General features: G+C 69.4%; 25 protein-coding genes. 15 read left to right on the top strand and 10 right to left on the bottom strand.

Annotated features, from left to right (window positions below):
* Positions 1-158 precede the first annotated feature (158 nt).
* The 6 genes from Sco07f_RS37910 (at position 159) to Sco07f_RS41295 (ending at position 7809) form a co-directional block, all read left to right on the top strand.
* Positions 159-2099, top strand: a complete 1941-nt coding sequence (locus tag Sco07f_RS37910; protein WP_108990586.1) for an ATP-binding cassette domain-containing protein — start codon at positions 159-161, stop codon at positions 2097-2099.
* Positions 2100-2188: 89 nt separating this feature from the next.
* Positions 2189-3667, top strand: coding sequence for an NUDIX domain-containing protein (locus Sco07f_RS37915; RefSeq protein ID WP_108990587.1), 1479 nt, complete (start codon positions 2189-2191; stop codon positions 3665-3667).
* A complete protein-coding gene (locus Sco07f_RS40965; protein WP_244942246.1) occupies positions 3664-4920 on the top strand; it encodes a M15 family metallopeptidase in 1257 nt (418 codons plus the stop codon). The genes Sco07f_RS37915 and Sco07f_RS40965 overlap by 4 nt, the downstream gene beginning before the upstream one ends.
* A gap of 201 nt (positions 4921-5121) precedes the next feature.
* Positions 5122-5892, top strand: coding sequence for an NUDIX domain-containing protein (locus Sco07f_RS37930; protein WP_244942247.1), 771 nt, complete (start codon positions 5122-5124; stop codon positions 5890-5892).
* Positions 5893-5924: 32 nt separating this feature from the next.
* A complete protein-coding gene (locus Sco07f_RS41185) occupies positions 5925-7100 on the top strand; it encodes a bifunctional class I SAM-dependent methyltransferase/NUDIX hydrolase (protein ID WP_108990589.1) in 1176 nt (391 codons plus the stop codon).
* Positions 7101-7449: 349 nt separating this feature from the next.
* Positions 7450-7809: a glutamate ligase domain-containing protein gene (locus tag Sco07f_RS41295; protein WP_216720663.1), complete on the top strand. Its 360-nt coding sequence runs from the start codon at positions 7450-7452 to the stop codon at positions 7807-7809.
* A 235-nt stretch (positions 7810-8044) separates the two neighbouring features.
* Here Sco07f_RS41295 and Sco07f_RS37945 read toward each other — a convergent pair whose 3' ends face one another.
* The 4 genes from Sco07f_RS37945 to Sco07f_RS37960 form a co-directional block, all read right to left on the bottom strand.
* The gene (locus Sco07f_RS37945; RefSeq protein WP_108990591.1) at positions 8045-8503 is read right to left on the bottom strand and encodes an SMI1/KNR4 family protein; all 459 of its coding nucleotides are present in this window, start codon (positions 8501-8503) and stop codon (positions 8045-8047) included.
* 129 nt (positions 8504-8632) lie between these two features.
* Positions 8633-9483, bottom strand: a protein-coding gene (locus tag Sco07f_RS37950; protein WP_108990632.1) for an IS5 family transposase whose coding sequence is annotated in 2 segments (ribosomal slippage) — positions 8633-9118 and positions 9121-9483 — 849 coding nt in all. Because the reading frame shifts where the segments join, the coding sequence is not laid out codon by codon here.
* Positions 9484-9674: 191 nt separating this feature from the next.
* Positions 9675-10130 (bottom strand): DUF6228 family protein, encoded by a 456-nt coding sequence (locus Sco07f_RS37955; RefSeq protein WP_108990592.1) that lies wholly within the window; start codon positions 10128-10130, stop codon positions 9675-9677.
* Between the two features lie 399 nt (positions 10131-10529).
* Entirely contained in the window at positions 10530-11234 is a 705-nt protein-coding gene (locus Sco07f_RS37960; RefSeq protein WP_369695815.1) for an MmyB family transcriptional regulator, read from the bottom strand.
* Between the two features lie 1597 nt (positions 11235-12831).
* Here Sco07f_RS37960 and Sco07f_RS37965 point away from each other — a divergent pair.
* The 7 genes from Sco07f_RS37965 to Sco07f_RS38000 all read left to right on the top strand — a co-directional run bounded on the left by Sco07f_RS37965 (position 12832) and on the right by Sco07f_RS38000 (position 19732).
* Positions 12832-13728: a helix-turn-helix domain-containing protein gene (locus Sco07f_RS37965; RefSeq protein WP_108990594.1), complete on the top strand. Its 897-nt coding sequence runs from the start codon at positions 12832-12834 to the stop codon at positions 13726-13728.
* 2 nt (positions 13729-13730) lie between these two features.
* On the top strand, positions 13731-14447 hold the full coding sequence (locus Sco07f_RS37970) for a zinc finger domain-containing protein (RefSeq protein ID WP_108990595.1): 717 nt from the start codon (positions 13731-13733) through the stop codon (positions 14445-14447).
* A 158-nt stretch (positions 14448-14605) separates the two neighbouring features.
* Positions 14606-15247, top strand: a complete 642-nt coding sequence (locus Sco07f_RS37975) for a WhiB family transcriptional regulator (protein ID WP_108990596.1) — start codon at positions 14606-14608, stop codon at positions 15245-15247.
* Positions 15244-16866 carry a hypothetical protein gene (locus Sco07f_RS37980; protein WP_108990597.1) on the top strand — a complete coding sequence of 541 codons (1623 nt, stop codon included), beginning with the start codon at positions 15244-15246 and terminating at the stop codon, positions 16864-16866. Before Sco07f_RS37975 ends, Sco07f_RS37980 begins: the two co-directional genes overlap by 4 nt.
* The gene (locus Sco07f_RS40985) at positions 16863-17054 is read left to right on the top strand and encodes a hypothetical protein (protein WP_108990598.1); all 192 of its coding nucleotides are present in this window, start codon (positions 16863-16865) and stop codon (positions 17052-17054) included. Before Sco07f_RS37980 ends, Sco07f_RS40985 begins: the two co-directional genes overlap by 4 nt.
* Before the next feature lie 321 nt (positions 17055-17375).
* Positions 17376-18002 (top strand): hypothetical protein, encoded by a 627-nt coding sequence (locus Sco07f_RS40990; RefSeq protein ID WP_244942248.1) that lies wholly within the window; start codon positions 17376-17378, stop codon positions 18000-18002.
* Entirely contained in the window at positions 17999-19732 is a 1734-nt protein-coding gene (locus Sco07f_RS38000) for a relaxase/mobilization nuclease domain-containing protein (RefSeq protein WP_174855479.1), read from the top strand. Before Sco07f_RS40990 ends, Sco07f_RS38000 begins: the two co-directional genes overlap by 4 nt.
* An 18-nt stretch (positions 19733-19750) precedes the next feature.
* Here the strand turns inward: Sco07f_RS38000 and Sco07f_RS38005 are convergent, their stop codons facing one another.
* Positions 19751-20566, bottom strand: a complete 816-nt coding sequence (locus tag Sco07f_RS38005) for an SDR family oxidoreductase (protein WP_108990599.1) — start codon at positions 20564-20566, stop codon at positions 19751-19753.
* Positions 20567-20760: 194 nt separating this feature from the next.
* Here Sco07f_RS38005 and Sco07f_RS38010 point away from each other — a divergent pair, with 194 nt between their 5' ends.
* Together Sco07f_RS38010 and Sco07f_RS38015 are read left to right on the top strand one after the other, a co-directional pair.
* Complete coding sequence (locus Sco07f_RS38010) at positions 20761-21204, top strand: hypothetical protein (protein ID WP_167468339.1); 444 nt, start codon at positions 20761-20763, stop codon at positions 21202-21204.
* A gap of 79 nt (positions 21205-21283) precedes the next feature.
* Positions 21284-21976, top strand: a complete 693-nt coding sequence (locus tag Sco07f_RS38015; RefSeq protein ID WP_108990601.1) for a hypothetical protein — start codon at positions 21284-21286, stop codon at positions 21974-21976.
* 170 nt (positions 21977-22146) lie between these two features.
* Here the strand turns inward: Sco07f_RS38015 and Sco07f_RS38020 are convergent, their stop codons facing one another.
* The 5 genes from Sco07f_RS38020 to Sco07f_RS38040 all read right to left on the bottom strand — a co-directional run bounded on the left by Sco07f_RS38020 (position 22147) and on the right by Sco07f_RS38040 (position 24772).
* Complete coding sequence (locus Sco07f_RS38020; protein WP_108990602.1) at positions 22147-22968, bottom strand: SPDY domain-containing protein; 822 nt, start codon at positions 22966-22968, stop codon at positions 22147-22149.
* A 15-nt stretch (positions 22969-22983) separates the two neighbouring features.
* The gene (locus tag Sco07f_RS38025) at positions 22984-23274 is read right to left on the bottom strand and encodes a hypothetical protein (protein WP_108990603.1); all 291 of its coding nucleotides are present in this window, start codon (positions 23272-23274) and stop codon (positions 22984-22986) included.
* Positions 23275-23379: 105 nt separating this feature from the next.
* Entirely contained in the window at positions 23380-23733 is a 354-nt protein-coding gene (locus Sco07f_RS38030) for an SPDY domain-containing protein (protein WP_108990604.1), read from the bottom strand.
* Positions 23734-24089: 356 nt separating this feature from the next.
* Positions 24090-24458, bottom strand: coding sequence for a hypothetical protein (locus Sco07f_RS38035; RefSeq protein WP_108990605.1), 369 nt, complete (start codon positions 24456-24458; stop codon positions 24090-24092).
* On the bottom strand, positions 24455-24772 hold the full coding sequence (locus Sco07f_RS38040; protein WP_108990606.1) for a hypothetical protein: 318 nt from the start codon (positions 24770-24772) through the stop codon (positions 24455-24457). The genes Sco07f_RS38035 and Sco07f_RS38040 overlap by 4 nt, the downstream gene beginning before the upstream one ends.
* Positions 24773-24872 lie beyond the last annotated feature (100 nt).

The raw sequence follows: 24872 nt of genomic DNA on the forward strand, positions 1-24872 counted from the left end.
GCAGCCGCTCCAAGCCAGACCAGGGATGTGGCGCCTGCGGGTTCCACGGACGCAGGGAATCACGGGCTTTCCAGCACGACCGAATGACGTGTGTTCGATATCGCAACCGCGTCGTTAGACCTCACGACCTTGCCGCAGCGACCGTCCCAGGGGGAACGATGACCTCGGCCGTTACACAGGACCAGCCGCCACAACCACCCAAGGGGACCGCGCCGGCCAGCGAACATCGGGACGCCGGTGTTCGAGAAGAGGAATACCTCTACCGCGACGAGTCCAGGCTCCAGGCCGGCTCCCTGCTGACCTCCCGTACCATGGCGCGGCGCCTGCCCTCGCTGGTGCGGCGCTCGGTGCGGATGGCCTGGCGCGTGGACCGCGGCGCGACCGTCGGCCTGTTGATCTGCCAGATCGGCACCGGCGTCCTCGCGGCCCTCGGCCTCCTGGCCGTCACGGGCACGATCACCGCACTGGTCTCCGCAGGCGACATCACCGCACGACTGTGGGACGCGGCCCCGCAACTGGCCGTGATCGCCGCCGCCGCCGGCCTGCGCGCGTTGCTGGGCATCGCCGTCGTCTGGCTCACCGGCCGTCTGCGCCCGGTTCTCGGCCGGGCGGCGGAGCTGACGATGATCGAGGCCGCGCTCGGCGCGGAGCTGGCCGCCAACAACAAGCCCGGCTACAACGACGCCTACGACATCGCCGACCGCGGCGCCCAGGTCACCCCCGACCTCGTCGAAGAAGCGCAGGACGTGCTGGCGGCCACCGCCACGCTGGCGGCCGGCGCCACCGTCCTGACCGTCCTGCACCCCCTGCTCCTCCCCCTGCTCTTCCTTGCCTGTCTGCCGCAGGCCGCCGCGTACGTGCGCTCCGCACGCGTGCTCTACCTCGCCGGGCTGGAGACCTCCGGGCGGCGCCGGATGCTGGGCAAGCTTCGCTGGCACATGGCCTATCAGGAGTCCAGCGAGGAGATGCGCGCCTGCCTGGCCGGCCCCTTCCTGATCGGGCGGTACCGCCGGCTGGCCGCCTCGGTCAACGACGCCGAGCGCAAGGCCGCCAACACCGGTGCCTGGATGGGACTGGCCGGGGCCGTCGCCGGCGGGGTCGCCTCGACCGCGGTGTGGGCGGCGCTGCTGTGGCTCCTGGCCTCCGGGCGGATGAGCCTGGCGGCCGGCGGAGGCGCCGTCTTCGCCCTGCAGACCGCCACCGGCTCGGTGCGCGGCATCATCAACGGAGGGGCCCGCCTGGTGCGCACCGGCTGGTACGTGCAGGACTGGCAGAACTTCCTCGACAACGCCCACGGCCAGGCCATGGCCGACTCCCGCGGCACCGCGTCAGTCTCCGCGGCCCCGGAGCGCTTTGAGGTCCGTGACGTCACCTACCGATACGACGGCGCGCCCAAGGACAGCCTGAGCAACGTCTCCCTGCATGTGAAGCGCGGCGAGATCGTGGCACTGGTCGGTGAGAACGGCTCCGGCAAGACGACTCTGTCGCGCCTGCTGTGCGGGCTGCTGCTGCCCACCGAAGGGGACGTGGCCTGGGACCATGCCTCCACCGCGGACCTGGACCCGTGGAGGTCGTGGGAACACGTCGCGCTGGTACCGCAGAAGTTCACCTACCTGCCGCTGACGATGCGCGACAACATCACCTTCGGGCAGGGCGACACCAGCGACGCGGCCCTGCTCGCCGCCTGCGAGGCGTCCGGCGCCGCGGAGATGCTTCCCCATCTCCGCTCGGGCCTGAACACCCTCCTGACCAGCGAGTGGTTCGGAGGACAGCAGCTCTCCGGAGGGCAGTGGCAACGCCTGGTCCTCACCCGCGCGTTCCACCGGCAAGCAGCGCTGCTGGTGATGGACGAACCCACAGCCGCCCTCGACGCCTGCGCCGAGCACCGGATCTTCGCCGGCCTGCGCGAACTGGCAAAGGACCGCGCCATCCTGCTGATCACGCACCGCCTCAGCAACGTGGCCGTCGCCGACCGGATCGTGGTGCTGGACGAAGGGCGGACCGTCCAGGAGGGAACCTACGCCCAACTCACACAGCAGCCAGGGCTGTTCCGGTCCCTGTGGGAGCTGCAACGCCGGATGAGCGGCGACGCCCCCTGATCGCCGGGCCGGGCCACCGGTCCGCCGGACAGAGACACCAGCCCGTTCCCGATGCTCCCTCAGCCCCACGTCCCTGCGAGGTAGTCCCCATGTCGTTGTCGCACCACCACATCCGCACCACCGTCGATACCTACCTCGCCCGTCACCCTCACGAGCGCGAGCAGCTCAGCGTCCTCCCGGACGCCCTCGACCGGCCTGGCGAGGACATCGCCAGCCGCTCGACCTTCACCGGGCACGTCACCTGCGGCGCGATCGTCGTCGACCATCTCGGCCGCATCCTGCACGTGCTGCACCTGGCTAGCGGGAAGGTCCTCGTCCCCGGCGGACACACTGAGCCCACCGACGACTCCCTGGCAGCGGCGGCCCTCCGCGAACTGCACGAGGAGACCGGGATCCCGGCTCGGGCCGTCACGCCGTGGCCGGGCTACGAGACCGTGCCGCTGGACATCGACATCCACGACACCGACGCCCATCCGGGCAAGGGCGAGCCCGCACACCAGCACTTCGACCTCCGGTTCCTCTTCCGCCTGCGGACGACCGAGGTGTCGGTCGTGCTGCAGGAAGAGGAGGTCGGCGGCATCGAGTGGCGTCCCGTGGACTGGGTAACTTCCCCGACACTGCGCGAGAAGCTGCTCAAACTGCCGCTCCAGGTCGAACCCGAGACGGCCAACGCCTCCGCCCTGATCTACAACGACCGCGGCGAGTACCTGCTCCATCTCCGCGACTACTTCCCCGGACAGATCTGGGAGCCGGGCATGTGGTCCCTGCTCGGGGGCGGCCGAGAGCCCCAGGACGCCACCCTGGAACACACCGTGCGGCGCGAACTGGCCGAGGAAGCCGGCCTCGATCTCGCCAGCCTGTCCCCGTTCGGCACCGAGTACGCCTCCCACGACGATGGCACGACCGTACCCATCGCCATCTACGCCGGCCGCTGGAACGGCGACCCGCGCGAACTCCACCTGACCGAAGGAGTAATGCTCGCCTGGTTCGCCCCCGACGACCTCCACCGCCTGCGCATCGCGGACACGACCAGCGACCTCATACGGCGCCACGCCGCCGGCCACCCGCCGATGCGGAGCGGACCCGAGGCCGAGCCCGAGGAACAGCGTCTGGCGCCACCGCACGGCACGGTCCCCAACATCATCGGCCTCCACCTCTACCTGGAACGCCCGGACGGGACGGTGCTGCTCGGGCTGCGCCACCCCGACTCCGCGTTCGCGCCGTCCACCTGGCACGTCCTGGCCGGCCACTGCGAACAGGAGAACGCCACCGACTGCCTGATCAGGGAGGCGATGGAGGAAGCCGGCCTGCACATCGAGCGCCAGGACGTCCAACTCGTCCACGTCGTCCACCACATCGACAAGCCCAGGAACCCGCCCCGCATGGGCCTGTTCTTCCGCGCCCGCACCTGGAGCGGCGAGCCGGTGCTGCGCGAGCCGGACAAGTGCACCCAGTGGAAATTCTGGGACCCCGCCGCCCTTCCCGACGACCTCGTCCCCTACACCCGACAGGCCATCGAGAAGATCCAGAACGACGAGCTGTACAGCGAGACAGGCTGGCCCGCATGACCAGCGCATCCAGTCGCGTGCCCACTGCGACAGCGACCGGGCGTCCAGACACCCGCCTCGTAGTAATCCGCGGCAACTCGGCGTCCGGCAAGTCGAGCGTGGCCCAGAGCCTGCGAGATCACTACGGCCGCGGTATCGCGATCGTGGGCCAGGACGTGATCCGCCGGAACGTACTCAGGGAAAACGACACCGCGCGCGGCGCCAACATCGCCCTGCTGAGCACGATCGCACGCGCAGCCCTCGACGCCGGCTTCCACGTCGTCCTCGAAGGGATCCTGTATGCCGACCGCTACGGCCACATGATCACGTCTCTGGTACGGGACCACCGCGGCGTCTCCAGGTGCTACTACCTGGACGTTCCGCTGGAAGCGACGTTGGTACGGCACGCGTCAAAGGCGGATGCCGCCTACCTGGCGCACGTCACCGACGCCCACCTCACCTCCTGGTACCGCGAGCTGGATCTGCTGCCCGGCGGTCTGGATGCCGTAATCCCGGCCGACAGCACGCTGCGGGACACCGTCGCCCGGATCGTGCGCGAGACCGCTCTGACCGCTGCCGCCCCCGCCTCGCCACCTCAGCGCAATCCGTCACAGGGAGACTCGATGATTCCTCCGGTGTTGATGTCCGATCCGCAGGTCGCGGCGATCCCCGTGCGCGAGTGCGGAGAGCCACTCGTCGACGTGCGCGACCACAACTTCCGCGTCGACCCCCGCAAGCCCGACCCACTGGGGGCGTTCGCCCACGTCCGTGAAGGCGTCCTGGCCCGGTTGCAGCACGCCCGCTCGCTCCTGCCCGCCGGCACCGACCTGCTGTTCATCGAGGGCTACCGGCCGCTGACCCTCCAGCAACGCTACTTCACTGACTACCGGAACGAGCTGGCCACCGCCCACCCTGACTGGACACCTGAGCAACTGCACCAGGCCGCCAGCCGGTACGTGTCGCCGCCAGAGATCGCGCCTCACTCCGCGGGCGCGGCCGTGGACGTGACCCTCGTCGACCAGGACGGCCACGAACTCGACCTCGGCACCCGCGTCAACGCCTCCCCCGAGCAGAGCAATGGCATCTGCTACACACACGCCGTGAACCTCAGCGCCCAGGCGCGCCACCACCGCACCCTCCTGCTCAACGCCATGGAAGGCGCGGGTTTCACGAACTACGGGACCGAGTTCTGGCACTTCTCGGCAGCAGACCGGTACGACGCCCTGATGCGGCAGGAGCCGCACGCGCGCTACGGACCGGTCGAACTGCCGTAGCTCGCCAATGGACTCGTCCACGTGGGCCCAACGACCGGAGCGGACGGAAAGCATCGAACGGAGGCACGTATGCCTGACGACACCCAGCAAGCCATCCCAGCCATCCCGAGCCCGGCGGCCGGAGACGAAACGCCCGAGCATCACATGCACCTTCTCGGGCGGCACTACCGGCAGGTGGAAGCAGGGCGCAAAACAATCGAAGTGAGGGTGGCCACCCCGAGCAGGCGCGCCGTCGCCGTGGGCGACACGCTCGTCTTCCACGACCGGGACAGCGGGCGGGAACTCGACGTCATCGTGCAGCGGATCACCCTGTACCCCTCCTTCGACGACCTTCTCCGCTCGGAGGGCACCTCACGTATCAACCCGGACGGGTCGCCCGGCGAGCTGCTCGCCGACTTCCGCGGCATCTACCCGCCGGCCGAGGAAGCCCTCGGCGTTCTCGCCCTCGCCTTCGACCACCGCCCTGCCCGGCCCGGCCGCCCTATGCCGATGCCAGCCGAGGAGTACGCGCGGACCGTCCCTCACCACACGGTGTACGGCTGCCTGTACGTCCGCGACGAACACGACCGTCCGGTCCAGCTCCGTTCGGTCTACGGCTCAAGACTCTGGCAGTTCCCCGGTGGCAATCTGGATGCCCCGGGCGAGGACCCGCTGCAGACCGCCCGGCGGGAGACGGTCGAGGAGACCGGCCTGGAGCTCGCCCTCAACACGCCGACCCTGCTCCTGACGCACTTCCTCCACGCTGGACCGCGCCAGCCGCTGAACAAGGTGGGGCTCATCTTCGACGGAGGCCAGCTGACCGCCGCCCAGCTCGACCGGATCCGCCTCGACCCCGCGGAACACGACCTGTGGGCCGTCCACGACCTCGCGACCTGGCAGGAGCTAATGGCCCCACGCGCCTTCACGCGCCTCGACGCCATCGAACGAGCCCGACGCGGCGAAGGTCCCGCCTACCTGATCACACACACCTGACCCCCAGAACACCCGCCCACCAGGAGGCAACCGTGCCCGCCGAGGACACCAACACCCGGGCCTGGCAGATCTACGGCCAGCGCCAACTCGCCCGCGCATACACCCCGCCCGTCCCCGAACGGCTCCGCTGGACGCCCTGGCAAGGCATCGGGCCGGGAGCAGAAGTCCTCGGCGACGTCACCGGCCGCCGCGTCCTGGACATCGGCTCCGGGGCCGGCCACCACGCCGTCCACCTCGCCCAGGCACACGGAGCGCGGGTCACCGGCATCGAGCTGTCCCCGACCCAGCACGAGCGCGCCGTCTCCACCCACGCAGGCGCGGACGGCGTGGAGTTCGTCCGAGCAGACGTGGCCGAGTACCTGGGCGGAGCCGAGCCGTTCGACGCCGCGTACGCGATCGGGACGCTCGCCTTCATCGACCCGCACCGCTCGCTGCCTGCGCTGCGCGATGGTCTGCGTCCCGATGCCCCGCTGATCCTCTCGCTCCTGCACACCGATCTGCACGGCAACGGTCCGTCCACGGCAGTGGCGCCGCGCGAGGAGATGATCCTGCTGCGCGACGACCCGCCGTTGCCGACGCAGATGTGGGTCCTGGCACCGCAGCTGTGGGAGGACCTGCTCACCGAGTACGGCTTTCGCGTCGAAGCCATCGACCTGTTTCCGCACCCTGACGAGAACGCCAAGGTAGTCCATCAGCTCGTCCGCGCCCGGCGCCTTCCCGACCGGCCGACGCGCGTCTCCAGCCGACCCCGCAGCACCCGAGCCCCGGCCGCCCACGCGGCAGTCGGCGTCGGGGCGATCCTGCTCAGCGAGCAGGGCATCCTGCTGGGCCGACATCGCCGCGGCACCCTCGAACTACCCGGCGGCAGCGTGGAGGCCACCGGAGAATCCTTCGAGGAGGCGGTCGTCCGAGAACTCGCCGAGGAGACCGGCCTGGTCGCTCGGACCGGCGACGTGGAACTGCTGGGCACGCTTGTCGATCACGTCGAGGGGGTCCTGCGGGTCACCGTCGGCGCGCTCGTCCACGCCTGGCAAGGGCAGCCACTGACGCAGCCGGACGAGAGCGTCGGCGACTGGGCGTGGTACCCCCTCGACCAGCTCCCCAACGGCCTGTTCGTCTGCAGCGCCCAGATCCTCACGTCCTGGCGGCCCGACCTGCCCATCGACCACCCGCCTGCGCACTTCACCGCCTTCGCCCCAGCCAAGTAGGCCGCGCTGACTGCCGCCTCCGATGCCCTCCCGCGACACGACGTACGTGTCGCATCCCCGGTAGCAGCACACACCGCTCAACACCAAGCTGGAGTTCTTCATGCCGCGCCGACGAGGCAGTTGGAGGCTACTTCCGCAACGGTGGCCGGGCCGCGACCCTCAACCCCAATGCCCGGAGCCGGTGTGTCGGGCGCGGCTGGTGCCCGAACACCCTGGAGGCCGCCGCCGATCCGAGGATCCAGGAGGACCAGGGCCTCGATGCACTCCTGCGGGCCCTCAGCGAGCAGCACCTCCGCCGCAATCTGGCCGAATTGGAGGAGGTCACCGTCACGCCCACCACCCTGTCGAGGTGGATTCGGCCCTGGCCGCCGCCCGCCAGGTCGCCCGTGGTGGAAGGGTCCTGGCGGTGTTCCAGCCGCACCTGTTCTCCCGGACACAGCAGTTCCAGGGCGGGTTTCTCGACGTGCTCGCGTCGGCGGACCTCGCGTGGGTCAAGCCCGTCTACCCAGCCCGGGAAAATCCCGAGGTATGGACGCACGTCGCCGAGCAGCTCGCCGCCGATGTCGCTGACCGGGCACCGCAGATGCAGATGTCCCCGGGCAGAGCAAACCTCGCCCGGCTGCTGCGGGACGAGGCGACGGACGCCGACGTGATCATGCTAATCGGTGCCGGCGACGTCAACACCCTCGCTGAGGACCTGGTCGGCTGACCCTTCGCACATCACACGCTTCCTCCGGTGCCCACCCCTGTTCGGAGACATGCCAGAGGGCGCACTCGTACGTGCGGATGGGCACCGACGGGGGTGGCCTGCGCGGGGCCGTCCGGTCCCCAGCCGAGCAGTGGGCTTACCTGAACATTGGGGACGAGGATGCGTCGGTAGGTCTCCCCGGTGTCCGGGTCTGCCGACTTACAGCGGCTAACAAAATGAGCGTTGAGGCCTGCGCTTACAGGCATCCCGGATCACCGTCGGCGTTGAACCTTGTCAGGGAGCGCTCCAGTAGCTCCAAAAACTTTCGGAGGTCATCGGCCACCTTGTCGAACTCTGGTTCCTCCAGCGACGCCGTCCGCGTCCGGTAAACGGCCCCATCGGGCCCCGCGACGTAGATCAGGCCGCCGCCATTCGAGCCCATGACCAGGCCATGAGCCTTTTGGTCCGTGCCGACGTCGACAATGCCGTGCTCCTGGAGCTGCAGCAGGACGTCACCGGCCGGATCGAGGAAGAGGCCGTTGCCGACGTCCTCCCAGATGACATCGCCGATGCTCTCGTAGAAGGTGACCAGGTCAGCTGGTGTAGGGGTGATTTGGGCGAGCGTACGAGCCGCGGCTTGATCGTCGTGGTCGGCCGGCCGGACCTGGTTGGTCCCAGGGGGGAAGCCGTGCCGACGCTCGAACTCGCCTGTCATGGTCGTGAGAGTCCCGGAAACTCTGTCTGTCCACCAGGCCAGCCAGGCAGGCGCAAGCGATCGGTCACTCATGAGGCCGGATCATGGCATGAGCCACAGACATCCATGGAGTGCCTAGCGGTTCCAGCGTCAGCGCAATGTCCCGAGCTGCCGATGGGTGATGAGGCAGCAGGCGAGTTTGAGCAACGCTTCGTGGATGTCGGCTCGCCGTTCCCAGCGGATGCGCAGGCGACGGAAGCCGTGCAACCAGGCAAAACTCCTCTCCACGACCCAGCGGTAGGTGCCCAGTCCGGTGCCGTGCAGGGTGCCGCGGCGGGCGATCGCGGGCACGATGCCGCGGGCACGGACCTGGTCCCGGTAGATGTCGTGGTCGTACCCGCGGTCGGCGAACAGCGAGTCCGGCTTCCGGCGAGGATGACCAACCCGGCCGCGGACCGGCGGGATCGCGTCGAGCAGGGGCAGGAGCTGGGTGACGTCGTTGCGGTTGCCGCCGGTCAGCAGCACCGCGAGCGGGGTGCCGTGTCCGTCAGTGATCAAGTGATGCTTGGAACCGGCTCGTCCTCGGTCAACCGGCGATGGACCCGTGTGTTGCCCCCTTTTAGCGCCCTGATGTGCGAGGAGTCGACCACACAGCGGGACCAGTCCAGACGTGCGGCCGCGTTCAGTTCGGCCAGCAGGATCTCGTGCAACCGCTGCCAGACGCCGGCCTCGTTCCAGTCCCGCAACCTGCGCCAGCACGTCATGCCCGACCCGAAGCCGAGGTCCTTGGGTAGGTACTCCCACTGGATCCCGGTGTGCAGCACGTACAAGATCCCGCACAGCACCGCCCGGTCCGGCAACGGCTTGCGACCCGGATACCGGAACCTGCGCTCACGCTGCGGCAGCAGCGGCGCCACACGGTCCCACAGCTCATCCGACACGATCCACGGCGACGTTCCCACACCGGACCGAACGCTCAACTCCCGTCCGGGACACGGCAACCAGGACTGATCCACCTCATTGTGTTAGCCGCTGTTAGACCCACAAACTACCGACCGCCCGTCCATAGGCCCCCGCTGGATGGGCAGGCGTCAGAACACAAGATGGCCGGGCAAAGGTTGATGGGCCAGTCTAGCGGTCTGCCGCTGCACGCACTTCCAGCGGCAGCACACCCGGGGGCACCGGTGGGCATCTAGGCAATCGCCTCTGACTTTCCGTCAAATAGAGCCTGAAACGCTGTGGAAAATTCCCGCATCTCACCCTCGCCCCTGTGGGAGGTGACAGTCTCGAAGTACCACGCACTTTCGGACTCGGTCATCCCTCGCCAGATCCCCCACGTCACGACGATGCGCCCATCCGAACGCTGTGCCGATATCTGCAATTGCCCCTCGCTGGACCGCCAAGTACGAGGTTCACTCCAGCTGCCCGATACGTCAGCCAGTGACGAAATGAATTCCACCAGTCCGTCACCGTCCAGCGTCCGGACCAACTCGCTGACGTCCACCCACGCGCCCTTGGCCCGTACGGTCACATCAAGCGCAGGGTCGTCCCCGTATGGCCGCGTCGGCGTGGAGAACAGCAGGTGGACCCCTTGCCCCGGGTCTCCCACGCGGAGGAGTTGTCCGCCGCGCGCATCGTGAATGATCATTGGCCCATTCTATTGGCTTCTCCCCTTCCCCTGAAGGGTGACGCTTGCCACGCAGTATTGCCGCTCTCGCAGGCCCATTACAGGAGCCTCTTCCTCTGTCACGGGACGCAATTTGGTGATTGTCGTCACTCTGGCCGAACTTTGCGGAAGTCGGGCTATGGGCTTGTGAGTTGAATGCGTCGCATGAGCGTTGGGACAGTTCAACAGGCGGGAGCTGCTGGGGTTGGCACCCGCCAATACGATATAGCTGAGATCAGCGTCCCGTGGAACGCCAGTCGGCGCTCGGAGAGACCGTCGCCACGGTTGTCCTGGCAACGGGTTGACAGAGGCCGCGCGGGGGCCGCGCGCCAGGAATTCCCCCGACCGGGCCGCGGATAGCCGAGCGCCGGCGGAGGCCGGTCACATTGCTTGGACGGCCTGCCGGTCTGCTGGCTCCTGGGGTGCTCGCTGGCTCAGGATTGTCATGCGGCAACCAGGAAGACCGGCGGGTTGCAGCACATGGGTGACCAGTTCGGTCACCTGGCCGTCGAAGAGCGGGAGCGCCATCTGCAGTAGGTGGCCGTCGTAGTGGTCGGCGAAGTCGGCTGCGCCACGGGTCCACAGGTCGCGTACGGCGGGATTCTGACTGGTGTCGCTGATGAGCTGCTGAAGGTCTGGGTCGTGGGGGCGGTCTACGGCCGCGTCGCGGAGCATGCGCACGCACACTTCCGCGTCGGCCTCCCAGTTCAGGTGCTGGTCTCGCGCTTCGGCACTGAGGAGCAGCCACCGCATGAGGTTGGCCCCGGGGGCGGTCGACCACGGGAACAGGGCGGCCATCGACGTGTTGACGGCCAGGACGTTCCAGGTGGCATCGATGACGTAGGCGGGGAAAGGCTGCTGGTCCAGCAGGAGGCGCAGTTCGTCGCTGATGCGTGGTGGCTCTTGGGCTTCCGGGCTGGAGAGGCCCCCGCCGTTGCTGACGAGGAACAGCGCACGTCGCTGGACGCGATCGAGTCCGAGCAACGTGCCGATGGTGTCAAGTTCGTGACGGGTGAGGGTCCGGGTGATCGTTCCGCTTTCAAGGTCCCGGTACCATCGCTCGCTTCTATGCAGGGCGTCGGCCACTTCTCTCTGGAGGATCGGGCGGCCGAGCGTGGTGCTGGCGGCGGCCCTAAAGACGCGCAGTAGAGCGCCGACCCCGGTGGGTCCTTCTTCCCCGCCCCCGCCCCTCACGACCCCGCGCATGCCACGTTCCTCGCAGTTCTCGTCTGCACGGTTCCCGTCCTGCAAGATTGCATCTGGATCTAACCGTGCAAGCCCTCAATGCAATGTCAATCAGGTGCTGCCCCCTGCACTGCATGATAGATCGATGGCGGCGCTGCGCGACCGGCAGAAGATTGCCGGTCACCGCATTTTGACCGACTTGTCCCCCATGGATGCAGAGAGCTTGCGGCCGTCGCACCGCTCCTTGGCTCGCGAAGTCCGCGTATGCATCGGCAAGTTGAGCGGCATTACGGCGCAGCGATCATTTCGGTAGCAGACATCTTGTTACTCCGCTGTGATCTTTACTGTGCATTGACTAATGATCCGGACCAAGCCCAAGATCTGTTCGTCCATACAACGGACCGCAGGTCACGGGGACGAGTCGCGGGGGCGTGAGTGATGCCCTCGCTGGATCAGCGCGGGTGCTCCCGGTCGGATATGACTTGGATCACTCCGGCTGGGCGGTTGAAGAAGCCGCTGCAGTAGGCGACACGAGGGAGGGCACTTTGAAGATCATCTGTGAGGACGTCGGTGGATTCGAGTTGCCGCCCGCACTCCCGTTCGCCGCATCTATCGAGGGAGCCGCATTTTGGCGGCCCCTTCACCCCGCAGAGAGCATTTCAGCAAGATCTGAGTCTTGGCGCATTCCCCGCACATGTTCGTCACCCCAGCCCCAGTGCCTTGACCGGCACCCGACAGCAGGGCGAGCGTTACGCGAAGGGTGCGAATAGCCGGGCGGACAGAGGGCCACACAATCAGCGCCGACACTCACAGGGGATTCAACTGCCGGGCGCCGAGCGCCAAATGGCATTCCAGCCCTGCAGGACGGCGGATTTCGGCCCCTTTTGCGCGCTGAACCTCTCCTCCAGACGCAGGGGCGTCGGCTTCGCCAGGAGGAACGCCCCTAACCCTCCGCCCCGGGCGACGGAACAGCGCTCCCGATCGGCGCGGCAGCCGACTCTCGGCCCCAGATCGAAGTCCTCCGGCCAGCCACCCGCCCTCGGCTGCGGAATGTGATCACTCGGGGACTTTCTGCAACTAGTACAGAGTTTAAGAACCAAGTCTGGATCTTGACGCAGGTCCGTGCGTATGTTCGTCGTCCCCGGGCAGCCCGCCCACGGCGCGAAGGCGAGGAGAGCACGGCACGGACCGCGAAGGTCCAGGAAACAGCGATGGCGCCCGAGAGCGGTAACTCACGGACGCCGAACGCTAAACGGCATGACCGCCCCGGCAAGGGCGGCGACTGCCCACCATCACCACGCTGAGTCCTTCCGAGGGGCGCATCAGCGTGGCAACACTGCACAAGGGAGTATCGCATGTCTCCTGCCCTGCGCATAAGGCCCTTCCGCCTGGCCTGCGCGGCAGCCACCTCCGCCCCGGCGCCTCAGCGCTCCGAGCCGGACCCCACCACCCCGGCGCCGGCGAGTCGCCGGACCCACCGCCTCGTCGGGGGTGGCCGATGAGCAGCGAAGCCCGCGAGTGGGTATGGGAGCACAGCTCCAGCCGAGGGGCCGCGCGTCTGGTCCTGCTGTCGATCGCCGACCGGGTGGCCGACGAGCAGTGCATCTCCTGGGCCTCGCTGTCCAGCCTGGCCAAGCGCACGCGCGCCTCGGTCTCCGCGGTGCGCGAAGCCGTCGAGCGTCTGCTCCTGGCCGGCGAGTTGGAACAGCTCGACGACCTGGTGGGCCCGCAGCGCAGCACGGTCTACCGCCTGCCTCTCGCTGCCGTAGCGGTCGCACAGGCGCTGCGAGAGCAGCGGGAGGAAGCGGGTGACACGGCGGTGTCGGACGCGGCCGACGGCCCTGCGAAGCTCCGGCTGTCGGCTCTGCAGCGGTACGGGATCCGCCCGCGTGAGGTGCCGGAATCCCCCGCGAGGGTCCGGAAACCGGCAGTACCGGAAACCGGCAGGTCCAGGCGGAAACCGGCACAGCGGCGTACCGGCCACCGGCACAGCGATGTACCGGCCACCGGCACACAGAACCGTAGTGAACCTGATTTGAACCGGAGGTACAGCAGTGGTGGTGCTGCCGTCCTCCCGGCTACCGAGTGGCGGGTCGACCCCGCCACCCACACCTGGGCCCGCCAGCAGGGACACCTCGACCGCCTCGGCGAGCAGGGCCTGCAGGCCGCCGACGCGAAGTGGCGTGCCCACCGGGCGGGCCATGCTCCAAGGCCGGCGGAAGCCTGGGCTGCCGACTGGCGCTCCTGGATCACCCGGGAGCACTCCCCCAGCCGCCCGAACCTCTACGCCGTGCCCGGCCAGAACACCGCCGCGCCCGGTGGCATGACACGGGCCGAAAGGCACACCGCCGCCCTTCTCGCCGCCCTGGACGAGCCGACCGGAACGGAGGGCTGAACATGGACCGCCGCGAAATCGCCGCCCTGCTGGCCTACGTCGGCCGGCTCGACCCCCGCAGCATCCGCACCGACGAGGGCGAGGCCCGCGACCAGCTCGCCCAGTGGCACGAGCTGCTCGGCGACGTGCCGATGGCCACACCGCACGGCTGGGACGCCCGCGTCGCCGCCCGCCAGCACTTCCGCGCCTCGCCGTACCAGATCCAGCCCGCCGACGTGGTGCGCCCCTGGGAGAGCTACCGGCGCAACCGCCTGGCCCTCCACTGGGACCCCACACCGTCCGCGGATCCGGACGACCAGGCCGCCTGGACCGCAGAGCTGGTCGGCACCCGGCGCGCCGTCGCCGCCGGTATGGCGCAGCCCGCGCAGGCCCCGGCCATCACCAGCAGCCAGGAAGGGATCAACCCGAGGCTGCAGGCTCGGCTGGACCAGATCGGCTCCTGCATACCGCCTGCCGCCCGAGCCGCCCTCGCACCGTTCCGGCCGGCCCGGGCAGCACGCGAAGCCGCCGTCGCGCAAGGGCTGCCCGATGCCCTGAGCGTGCGATGCGAGTGGTGTCTGGCCCCGGTCGGCGAGCCGTGCCGGCGCCGCCGGATCGGCCCCAACGACGGGGTACGTGCCATCACTCCACGCGCCGACCCGCACCCGGGCCGCTTCGACCTCGCCGCCGCTCAGCAGGCTCAGCGCACGGATCAGGCCGAGCAGCCTGCCCTGGCTTGACCGGCGCCTCCGGTGCGTGCATCCCGTCCGCTGCACCGCCGCAACATCACCGTCCCGCGCCGGCTGCGGTGCACGTCCTGTGCCGCATCCGGCACTCGACGCCGCACCCCGAGTACCGCCCTAGCCCGGCCGGTGCGGCAGCACATCGGAGATCTGCCTTGCGCCACATCACCACCCACGACGCGCCGGCCACCGGCCTGCGCGCCATCGCAGACACCAGCTGGCACGTCCGCGGTGCGTGCCACGGCATGGACGTCGAGGACGCCGACGCCGTGTTCTTCCCCGGGCCCCGGGATCATGAGGAGATCGCGGAGGCGAAGGAGCTGTGCGGCTGGTGCCCCGTACGCCGCGAGTGCCTGGACTTCGCTCTGGAGAACGTCCTCAAGGAGGGCGTCTGGGGCGGGCTCACTGAAGCCGAGCGGCGCCCGCTGCACGACAACCTGCACCAGCGTATGGACTATCGGCGTGTGACCGCGTTCTTCCAGGGACGCGACGTGCACCTGACGGAGGCCGAGCGGCAGGTGGTCATCGACCACGCCTACGTCCGGGGCTGGCAGCCCGACCGGCTCGCCGCCGCCCTGCAGATCAGTCACAAGCACGCTCGCGACCTGCTCCGGCAAGCGGCCAACAAGGTCTTCGACCGCGACCGCAATTACGGCGTGCCCCGCTCCAGGAAGAAGCGGAAGAAGACCTCCAAGGCCAAGGGCACTCCCGCGCCCGCAGCTCCCGGCACTCAGCAGCCGACAGGCCGCCCGGCGGCGTCGGCCCCGGCGCAGGCCCCTCTCGGAAAGGCAGCATGACCCATCCTGTCCTCGCCTTCGGTGCTACTTCGGACCTCCCTCTCCTGCTCGCCGCCGTCGTGCCCGCTGCCCTCGCGCTCGTGCTGACCGCCTGGGCGATCCGGCGCCGGGGGACCCGTCCGCAGAAACGTCTCGGCGGCCCGGCGGTCAAGGTCGCCGCCGTCGCCGCCCTGGGCTGCACCGCCTACAGCGCCGACACCAGCTGGCGCTTCGCCGCCGACTACCTCGACATGGCCGGCACCGCCGAGCGCGCCGGAATGTTCGCCGCCGCCGAACTCGCCCTATTCGCCACCGCGCTGATGGCACGGCAGAACCTCGCCGTCCAAGGCGCCCCCGGCCTGCCGGGCACGCTGGTCTGGGTGATCACCACGGTGCAGGTGATCCCCGCCTACGCCGAGAGCGGCCCCGTCGGCGGCACGGTCCGCGCCTTCGTCGGACCGGTCATGGCGGCGATGCTGTGGCACCTGGCCATGGGCATCGAACTGCGCCTGCGCACCCCGGGTGCCGCCTCGCACGGACTGTTCGCCGTCCTGGGCCGGGAGGCACGCGAGCGGCTGCTGTCCCGCCTGGGCATCGCCGCGCGAGGACGCGACGCCGCGCAGATCACCCGGGACCGGGCCACCGCCCGTGCGGTCACCCTCGCCGCCCGCCTCGCCGAGCGCACACCCGAGCAGCAGCAGAGCCGTCGCGGCCGACGGCTGACGCGACGGCTGTCGAAGGCGGTCGGCAGGGCTTCGGTCGGCACCGACCCTCTCCAGCGGGCACAGCTGCTCGACCAGCTCGCCGCCCGGCGACACGCACTCGCGCTCGCCACGGTCCCGCTCCCTTCTCCCTGGTCCCCGGCGCACAGCAGCGCATCGGCCGCCACGGTCCCCGCACAGCCGCCATCGAATGTGCCGGTCCCCGTCCCCGGTCCCGACGGTTCTGACGAGCCGGTCCGGGACCGAGGACCGAGGGCTCCGCGGGGACCAGTCCCCGAGGAGGCGGACCCGGAAGCCGAGGTCGACACAAGGACCAAGAGCGACGCAACGGGGACGGCCGCGGGAACCGAACCGTGTGAAGACGGTGCCGTCCCCGGGACCGAACTCGCGGGACCGGAAGCCGCAGCTGCCATGAGGACCGACCACAGCACACGAGAAGTAGCAGCTCAGGACCCGCCTCATCGAGGACCGGGCATCGCGAAGACGGGGGCCGAGGCCATCGAGGACCGAGGACCGACCGCTCCACAGTCCGGGACCGAGACCACCCAGGACCGAGGACTGACCGCCCCACAGTCCGGGACCGAGACCACCCAGGACCGAGGACACAAGGTCCCGCTTCGCCGGAAGCCGACCAGGACGTCCCGGACGAAGAACAAGGACAAGCGGGCCCGGTCCCGCACTCCGCAGACGGAGCGCCAGGCACGCGAGCTGGGTGAGTCCGAGCGTCAGCTTGTCCGTGAGGTGCGCCCCCATGTTCCCGCCCTGCTCGAACGGGACGGCAACGGCGCGATCACCCGAGTGCAGCTGCGCGAAATCATCCGCCGCCAGGGCCTGACGGGAGTCGGTAACGACCGACTCGGCCTGGTCCTCCACGAGCTGCGGAACGAGGACATCACGACGAGGAGCACAGCCCGATGAAGACCTGCCACCAGTTCAACACCGTCCGTGCGGAGTACGAGCGAGAGATCAGATTCATGCTCGCTCACTCCGAGCGGCACGCGGGCAGGCCGGCGGCGAAGTCCAGTGCGAAGCAAGCTGCCTCCGCGAAGCAGCGGATGGCCCGCGCGCTCAATAGCCATGTCGGGCGCTGCCCCGAGTGCGGCTGAACCGGCAAAGCCCCAGCTCAAGGCCCGCATCCGTAAAGGTGGCCCGGCTCAAGCCGGGCCACCGCCCCTCTCAGGAGGTACGCCATGATTCCTCGTCCCCCTCGCTTTTCCGGGCGGGCCCACCACCGCCGAGGCCGGCGCCTGGGCGGAGGTCCTCGTCCGCCGACACCTCCTCCACGCCGTCGTCCTCATGCCGACCGGGCAGTGGCTCGTCCAGGACCTTCCCAACAAGCCGGTCCGCGTCCTTGCCAGCCCCGCCGAAGTCCTTGCGCTGGAGGCAACCATCCAGCAACGCACCCGCTCTACGAGGTCCGAATCCCGATGACAACCGCACCCAAGAACGGCACCACCCCGGAACCTGATCCCGGCTCCAACTCGGTCTCGGGGCGAGCAAGTTGGGGCGGAAGCATAGCTTCCGCCGAGCCCGCCCCAGAGGGGGCGAGAGAGGACCTGCACCGGGGGGCGCAGGTCCTTGAGGCTTCGACCGGGGGCGGATCGAAGCCGGGGCAGGAGGGGAATCAGGCAGATCCGCGCGCCAGCCGACAGCTTGCTCCCCGCGCCCGTCAGCGACCGCGTCAGCCCCCTGCAAAGAAGCGTCTGCGTCAGCCCGCCACGCGATTCAACGAAGACGAGTACGCCCTGATTACATCCGCCGCCGCCCGGTGCAATCTGTCCGTCGCCGGGTTCCTCGCCCGCTCTGCACTCGCCGCTGCTCGCGATCTCGACCGCACCAGTGCTGAGATCGCCGACGAGCGTGAAGTGATCACAGCGCTGTTCGACAGCCGACGGCGGCTCGGCTGGGCCGGCAGCAACCTCAACCAGGCAGTCAAGGCACTCAACTCAGGTGCAGACGTCCCTCACCTCGAAGCGGCCGTCGCCGCCGTCCGACGTGCCGCCGACACCGCGCACGAAGCCGCCGCACGGCTGATCGAGCACCGCGGCTCATGATCCCCAGCGTCAACTCCTCAGGCTCCCGGACCATCGGGCTCCTGGCCTACCTCTACGGCCCGGGCAAGCACGAGGAACACACCGACCCCCATCTCGTGGCCTCCTTCGACGGCATGTCCCCCGACCCCGGCCGCGACCCGAACGCCACCCTCACCGACCTCCAGCAGCTCCTCGACCAGCCGGTCATGGCCCTCGCCAAGCACGCCCGTCCGGCCAAGCACGTGTGGCACACCTCCGTCCGCGCCGCCACCGGCGACCGAATCCTGTCCGACGAGGAGTGGGCCGGCATCGCCCGTCGCATCGTCGCCGCCACCGGCATCGACCCCGGCGACAGACAGCCCGGCTGCCGCTGGGCTGCCGTACGCCACGCAGAAGACCACATCCACATCGTCGCCACCCTCGTCACCGAAGACGGCCACCGCCCCGACGACTACCGCTCCGGCGCCCGCGCCCAGGCCGAAGCCCGCCTCATCGAAAAGGAACTCGGCCTCCATCAGGTCGCGCCCGGTGACGGCACCGCAGCAAAGCGGCCCACCAGCGCCGAACGCCACAAGGCCGAACGCCAGGGCCGCGAGCGCACCGCGCGCGAAGAACTGCGGGAGAGCGTACGTCGAGCGGTGGCCGGCGCCCGAAGCGAAGTGGAGTTCTTCGACCGCCTCGCCGCCGCCGGCCTGCTGATCCGCAAGCGCGAGGCCCCGTCCGGCGACCTGCTCGGCTACAAGGTGGCCCTGCCTGATGACCGCAACAAAGACGGTGAGCCCGTGTTCTACCCCGGCGCGCGCCTTGCCCCGGATCTGTCCCTGCCACGGATCCGGGAGCGCTGGTCCGCCGACTTCGACAAGACGGCGTCGCCAGATTCCGCTGGCAACGCCTCGTCCAACAGCCCTTCTGTAGCACGTCGCCGGACGGCCACGGCTGCGTGGGTGGCAATCGGGGCCGTCGAGTACGGTGACGACGCGGTCGCTGCCGCGTACATCGCCGCGACCGGCGAGATCCTGGACGCCCTCGCGAAGACGTCCGCCGCCCAAACCCGACGCGAACTACGCGATGCCGCCTTCGCGTTCGAGCGAGTCTCGCGCTCCCACGTACGCGCTGCACGCGGACACGACCGCGCCCTGCGGCAGGCGGCCCGCGACCTCGTCCACGGAGGCCCGGCCCTCGGCCGGGGCGAGGACGGCGCCACCACCGCTATGGCGATCGACATGCTGTTCTTCCTCGTCACGGCCGCCGCCCACTGGCATGCGCGGAAGGGGCACGCCCAGCAGGCCGAAGCCGCGACTCGGGCCGCCGAGCACCTGCGCAACGCCTACCGACCCGCCGCCGCTCAGCCGCTCGGCCTGCTCTACCAGCGCGGCCGACGCCTGAGCCAGCCGATGCTCCAGCGGCAGACAGCGCTTCTGCGCGAATCGCTGCCGAGCCTGGCCGAGCAGATCCTCGCCGAACCCGGCTGGTACGCCCTGGCAGCGACCATCGCAGAAGCCGACGCCGCCGGCCACGACCCGGCCGCGCTCCTGGCCGACGCCGTGGAGAGCCGTGAACTCGGCACCGCCGATTCCGTCAGTGACGTCCTGGTGTGGCGTTTGCGGCGGCGCGCAGATCTGCCGGCCGACGCTCCTGGAATCCCGGAGAACCACATGACAAGGAGTCCGGCGACCAGGCGCCCGCCGACGCCCGGGCCCACCGCATCTGGCCGCCGTTTCGGTGACGAGGCACCCGGCAACACGCGATGAGGCCGGTGCGGCTGCGCCTCAGAGGAACTCGTGGACACCGCGCACTCTCGTACGCAGCTTCGCCTGGGTCGCCCGGCTGTCGAGGCGGACGTCGAGTGCACCGGAAAGCGATGTGCCGACGCGGAGGCCCTCCGGCAACCGGGAAGCATCGAGCCCGTCCCGCTGAGCGATCAGCACACCCAGGCCGTGACGACTCACGGCATCCCTACCCGCAAGGTGGTGTACACCGCAGGCGCCAGTGAAGGCCAACTCCAGCAGAGCAGCGGCGAGGTCCCCGACATGCACGGGACAGCGGACGTCGTCGGTGAACAGCGCACCGGTTCGGGAGCCGGTCGCAAGGTCGTGCACGAGGCGGACATGCTCGGACTGGATGCCGCCGATGATCAGAGAGGTACGGGCGATGACGGCGGCGGGAGCCAGTAGCCGGATGCCCGTCTCCGCCGCTGCCTTCGCTGCCCCGTACGGAGTGACTGGATCGGGGAGACAGGACTCGTCGTAGTGGACTCGGCTGCCGGAGAACACGGCGTCGCTGCTGACGTGAACGAGGCGGCAGTCGTACTTCACCGCGGCCATCGCCAGACGGACGGGGCCTTCGGCCGTGACGGCCCAGTCGGCGCTGCCGCTGCTCGCGTTGATGACCACGCAGGGGGCAAGCGAGGCAACGACCTCTTCGACACGACTGCCGTCTCGCAGGTCCACCTCGTGCCACGTGGCCTCCGGACCATCGCACGGCCTGGTCGCGAAGGTCGCGGCGACGCGATGCCCAGCGGCAGATGCCTGGCGGACCAGCTCGGTGCCCAGGAACCCGCTGCCTCCGACAAGAAGGACAGTCATGGCATGCCACGGTAGACGCCCCCCACCTCACTCTGAACGCCTCGCCCCGAGCGACGCTGCCTTGAGGATGCAGGGATATGCCCTTGTGACCTGCCGAAAGTCACTGTGGACTTTGTGAATTGAAACCGCCGAGGGCGTGGGGCACGATCATGAAACGCGCAGGACGAGGTGCCGAGGTAGAGGAGGACGCCAGGGTGTTTCACCGGATACGCCGCAGGGCCAAGGAACCGAGCGAAGCTCAGCGACAGTTCGCCGAACTGCACGCGCGGATGCAGGGCCAGGTCCCGCCCGGCATCGGAGTGCCGGCGCCTAAGCCGCAGTCCGCCGAGCCAGCGGCCATCGTGGACGACTTCCTCCCGGCGGAACTGCGGGTGCCGAGCCACGACCAGGTCGAAGGCAAGATGATGCCGTGGAAGCAGCCCCTGGTCCTCGACGGTGAGATGGCCACCTGCGCCGAGTGCGGCGCATACCGGGACTGGCTCATCCTCTCCACCCGCGGTGAGATCTGGCTGCGCTGCAGGGCCGGACACCAGCAATTGGAGACGCGCATCGACACCGCCTGGTACAACCGCAACAGCGGACCGGCGGATGCGACTTACGCCACGTTCGAGGACTGCCTGCACCACCTCGGGCACTGACCACCACTCCCACGACCCCACCGGGCCCGAGGGCCCGCACTGACCACCCGTCGCCTAGCACCAAGGGGTCAGTTCCGTCATGCGCGTTCGCGTCGCCACCACCGCACTTGGCATCACCGCCGCCCTCCTCGCCGTGCCCGCCTGTTCCACCGACACCACCGGGTCCGAGCACCAGACCTCCTCCTCTCGTATGGGAAAGCCGACCGACGCCGCCCGGGAGCCGGCCGCGCTCTCCTCGGCCGCACTCGAGTCCCGCCTGCTCGACCCGCGCGACCTCGGCAGCGGCTACCTTCCCAAGCCGGAGCGTCCGGCCCAGCACGACGACGTCAAGGTCATCGGCTGCCCGGCCTTGAGCGAGCTGGGCGGCGACGCGGCAACTGGCGGCACGCTCGCCTTCCCGCACAGGGCGAAGGTGGACTTCACCTACGGCGGCAGCTCCTCGGAGATCTCCGAGGAGCTGTACAGCGACAGCGTGAAGAAGCTCTCCGACGGCATCGGCCGGATCTTCGACGCCATGACAGGCTGCCCGGCCTATCAGGTCGTCTCCGGTGGCACCCCGGTCGACGTGACCTCGCAGAAGCTGCCCGCACCCACCGTCGGCGGTGATAAGCGGTGGAGCCTGCTCCTGACCTTCATCGCCGGGGGTCGGAGCACCGTGGTCAAGCAGACCGCGATCCGCGACGGCAACCTGCTACTGGTCGTCTCCGGCTCCCCGGCCCTCGTCGACCGCCACCTCGACAAGGCCCTCGCCAAGGCCACAGTCACGAGCTGACCTGCGCGCGCGTCACGCAGCTGCCTCCGACCACCGCGGGTCGGGGGCAGCAGCGCGTTACGGGGCTGCGCATGGACAACCCGTCGGCCACTTCCCCCGGGAAATAGGAAAGTCCGGCGCCCCCAACTGGAGGATGCCGGACTGGCGGTCGTCGAGAGGTGCGCAGGACGTTAGATGGCTGGCGCGCGCAGGAGGCGCTCCTGGGTGGCCTCGGGCAGGACCCGCCGCAGGACCGGTGCGGTCGAGCTGAGGGAGGCCGCGAAGGCGGCAACGAGATCGTGCGGGACGCTGGCGGCGAACGAGGCCACCCACAGAAGCGGGGCGCCGAGCACGGGCTCGGCCCACGCCTGCCATCCGGGCGGTCCCGTCTCGTCGTCCTCGGCGGACACGGCCCGTGGGTCGCCGTCCTGGATGAGGGGCGGCACCTCCCCCAGGCTGATGTGCGAGGTGAAGGTCGGATCCGTCGCCACCGCCTCGGGCTGGTCGATGTCGCGGAACCAGCCGTGGGCGGCGACAGCGTCAAGGACCAGCTCGGGCCTCGCGAGCACCGAGGCAGGCTGATTGCCTGCGTCGAGCGCGACGAGGAAGTCGACCACCGCCTCGCCGGGGACGTCACGGGTGAAGTAGGCCGACCACTGGGCGAGCGGGCTGCTCGCCTCGGCTCGGGCGGAGATCTGCCAGGCGATCGGCAGCCCACCCAGATGGAACGGTTCGTCCGGCAGCGCCCACTGGGCCCAGCGCAAGGCGTCGGGGCTGATGTGGAGGACGGTGCTGCGCAGGACCTGGCGGTCCTCCGGTTCCTCGTCCGGCTCGTGCCGTCCGCGGACGATCGTCAGGCTCGTCCAGCCCAGGCCGGCGAGCGCGTCGGCGACGACGTCGTAGAGGCGTCCATCGTCGCCGGCCAAGTGCCGGGGACCGACCCAGAAAGCAGGTTGGCCGCCGCGCGGGGCGGACGGGTCGGGCGGAAGGTCGGGGTACAGAGGCGCCTCCAATGACTCGGTGCGGGTCTAGTTGCCGCCGGCGCGGCGGCGAGGGCGGCGCGGGGGCGCCTGGACGGGGCCCTGCCAGGTCAGGGCGATGGCAACCTCCGGCAGAAGGTGGCCAAGCTGTGCGTCCGGCTCGGCTCCTTCGGCGAGGTAGACAACGGTCCGGCCGGTCTCATCGACCGACTGCAGGACCTGCGCCAAGCGATGCGCCATCGGGAAGAACGGGTTCATGGCCTGACGGACCGGAGCACTCCGGTCGCAGCCGGACAACCGATCGATGAGATCGCCGACGGTCATCTCCGAGGACGTCACGAACAGCCTCCTAGGGCTCGGGGGAAACAGGGGCGGTGAAGCCGGACCGGCCTACGGCACCGCCAGCGCTCACAGGGCGGGCGCCATGTATCGGTGGCCGCGCTGTCAGAGACGGCGTGAGGTCTCCAGCACCCTCGCCACGGCGGCGGCGACGATGTCGGCCGGCGTCTCGGTGTCGAACGACAGGTGGTAGCCGCGGACCTGGGCGGTGCCGGTGACAGCAATCTTCCACCCCTCGCCGTCCGTGCCGGGTCGGCCGAGCGGGAACCAGCCGAGGTAGAACCGGCCGTCCTTGGAGCTGACGTGCACGTCAGCGCGATCATCGACGATCAGATGGAAGTCCTCGGCGGAGAACTGGTCCATGACCAGAGTCGGCTGACCAGGGCCGAGCTGCCACTCCCGCAGTCTCAGGGCTTCCACGGTGGTGGAGAAACCGGGGCCCGCAGGGGCTACGGTCACGAGCAATCACCTCTCTGACCTGGGGTTTCTTGCAAGGTCGTCTACGTTGACATGCCCTCGCGCCCGTTGGCCAGTCTTTCCCCGATCATTCCTGTCTGCCCCCGGCGAACTGCCGTCCGTCAACAGCTGTGGCATCTCAGATTCCGTGGCCCTAACGCCAGCTGCCCCGGCGCACTCCCGCGTGGGGACTACGCCGTACAGCCCGCCGGCGACCTTGTCCCGAGTCGGGACACGCGGCGTGTCCCGACTCGGGACATCGGATCCGTCCCGAGTCGGGACAGGTATCCCACGATGACTTTGCTACTGGTTCCCCAAGCGTCACCAGCCCAAGGAGGGACACCGCCCTCCTCGGGGCTTCACAGGCTCTCTGCCGAGCCTGTCTCCTCCGACAGCGAGACGGATCGCGAAGCATCGGTCCGCCAGAGCCCCCCAAGGTCGGCAAGATGCTGGCGAAGGGCGCCGCGCTGCTCCTCAAGGTCCTGCGAGGCGGGAGACAGAAGAAAGACATTGTCTCGGTAGGGACGGAAACCCAGGCTCTCCCACCCCTGGGCAATTTTGGCGTTCACGCGGTCCCACTCGGCTCTGGCCGTCAGCCGATGGCTGCTGAGATCGGTGATGCCGGGCGAACAGGCGACGGCCCGGCAGCCGGCCATGAGCCGGGTGATCACCTCGCAGGCAAGCACGGCCGCCAGGCCGTGCCCGCGCCATGGCGGATCCAGCGTCACGCAGTCTCGTACAGTTCCTCCGACTCCTCCTCCATGGGCCAGTAGGCGTTGCGGCCTCGATCGAGGTGCACCCGGTAGAACGTCATGGAGCCGACGACTACGTCCTCGACCGTGCACGAGGGACAGTCAGCAGTCGCACAACCGCTGGAGCTGACCGGCTCGTGATGTTCACCATGGGCGCGTCGGCGGTGCAGGATGGCCACATCCCAGCACTCCAGCGTGTCAGCCTGGGGAGTGTCCCAGAGTCCGTCGTCGTAGGAGATGCGCAGGTGCAGCTCGGAGGGGTCGCCTGGCAGCGGGGAGGGCTCGGTCACCGCCGCAGCGTAACGAGGTCTCCGATCGTTCGTGGATAACGGAGCCCCAGCTCAGGGACTGCGTGCCCACGCCCACGCCGAAGCGAGGAGTTCGTGCGCT

This window comes from Streptomyces coelicoflavus, assembly GCF_003112555.1.
In the GTDB taxonomy this organism is placed as follows: Bacteria; Actinomycetota; Actinomycetes; order Streptomycetales; family Streptomycetaceae; genus Streptomyces; species Streptomyces coelicoflavus.

Coding starts and splice junctions, on each gene's coding strand:
- Sco07f_RS37910 (WP_108990586.1), top strand. CDS start 159: ATGACCTCGGCCGTTACACAGGACCAGCCGCCACAACCACCCAAGGGG.
- Sco07f_RS37915 (WP_108990587.1), top strand. CDS start 2,189: ATGTCGTTGTCGCACCACCACATCCGCACCACCGTCGATACCTACCTC.
- Sco07f_RS40965 (WP_244942246.1), top strand. CDS start 3,664: ATGACCAGCGCATCCAGTCGCGTGCCCACTGCGACAGCGACCGGGCGT.
- Sco07f_RS37945 (WP_108990591.1), bottom strand. CDS start 8,503: ATGACAGGCGAGTTCGAGCGTCGGCACGGCTTCCCCCCTGGGACCAAC.
- Sco07f_RS37955 (WP_108990592.1), bottom strand. CDS start 10,130: ATGATCATTCACGATGCGCGCGGCGGACAACTCCTCCGCGTGGGAGAC.
- Sco07f_RS37965 (WP_108990594.1), top strand. CDS start 12,832: ATGAGCAGCGAAGCCCGCGAGTGGGTATGGGAGCACAGCTCCAGCCGA.
- Sco07f_RS37970 (WP_108990595.1), top strand. CDS start 13,731: ATGGACCGCCGCGAAATCGCCGCCCTGCTGGCCTACGTCGGCCGGCTC.
- Sco07f_RS37980 (WP_108990597.1), top strand. CDS start 15,244: ATGACCCATCCTGTCCTCGCCTTCGGTGCTACTTCGGACCTCCCTCTC.
- Sco07f_RS40985 (WP_108990598.1), top strand. CDS start 16,863: ATGAAGACCTGCCACCAGTTCAACACCGTCCGTGCGGAGTACGAGCGA.
- Sco07f_RS40990 (WP_244942248.1), top strand. CDS start 17,376: ATGACAACCGCACCCAAGAACGGCACCACCCCGGAACCTGATCCCGGC.
- Sco07f_RS38000 (WP_174855479.1), top strand. CDS start 17,999: ATGATCCCCAGCGTCAACTCCTCAGGCTCCCGGACCATCGGGCTCCTG.
- Sco07f_RS38005 (WP_108990599.1), bottom strand. CDS start 20,566: ATGACTGTCCTTCTTGTCGGAGGCAGCGGGTTCCTGGGCACCGAGCTG.
- Sco07f_RS38015 (WP_108990601.1), top strand. CDS start 21,284: ATGCGCGTTCGCGTCGCCACCACCGCACTTGGCATCACCGCCGCCCTC.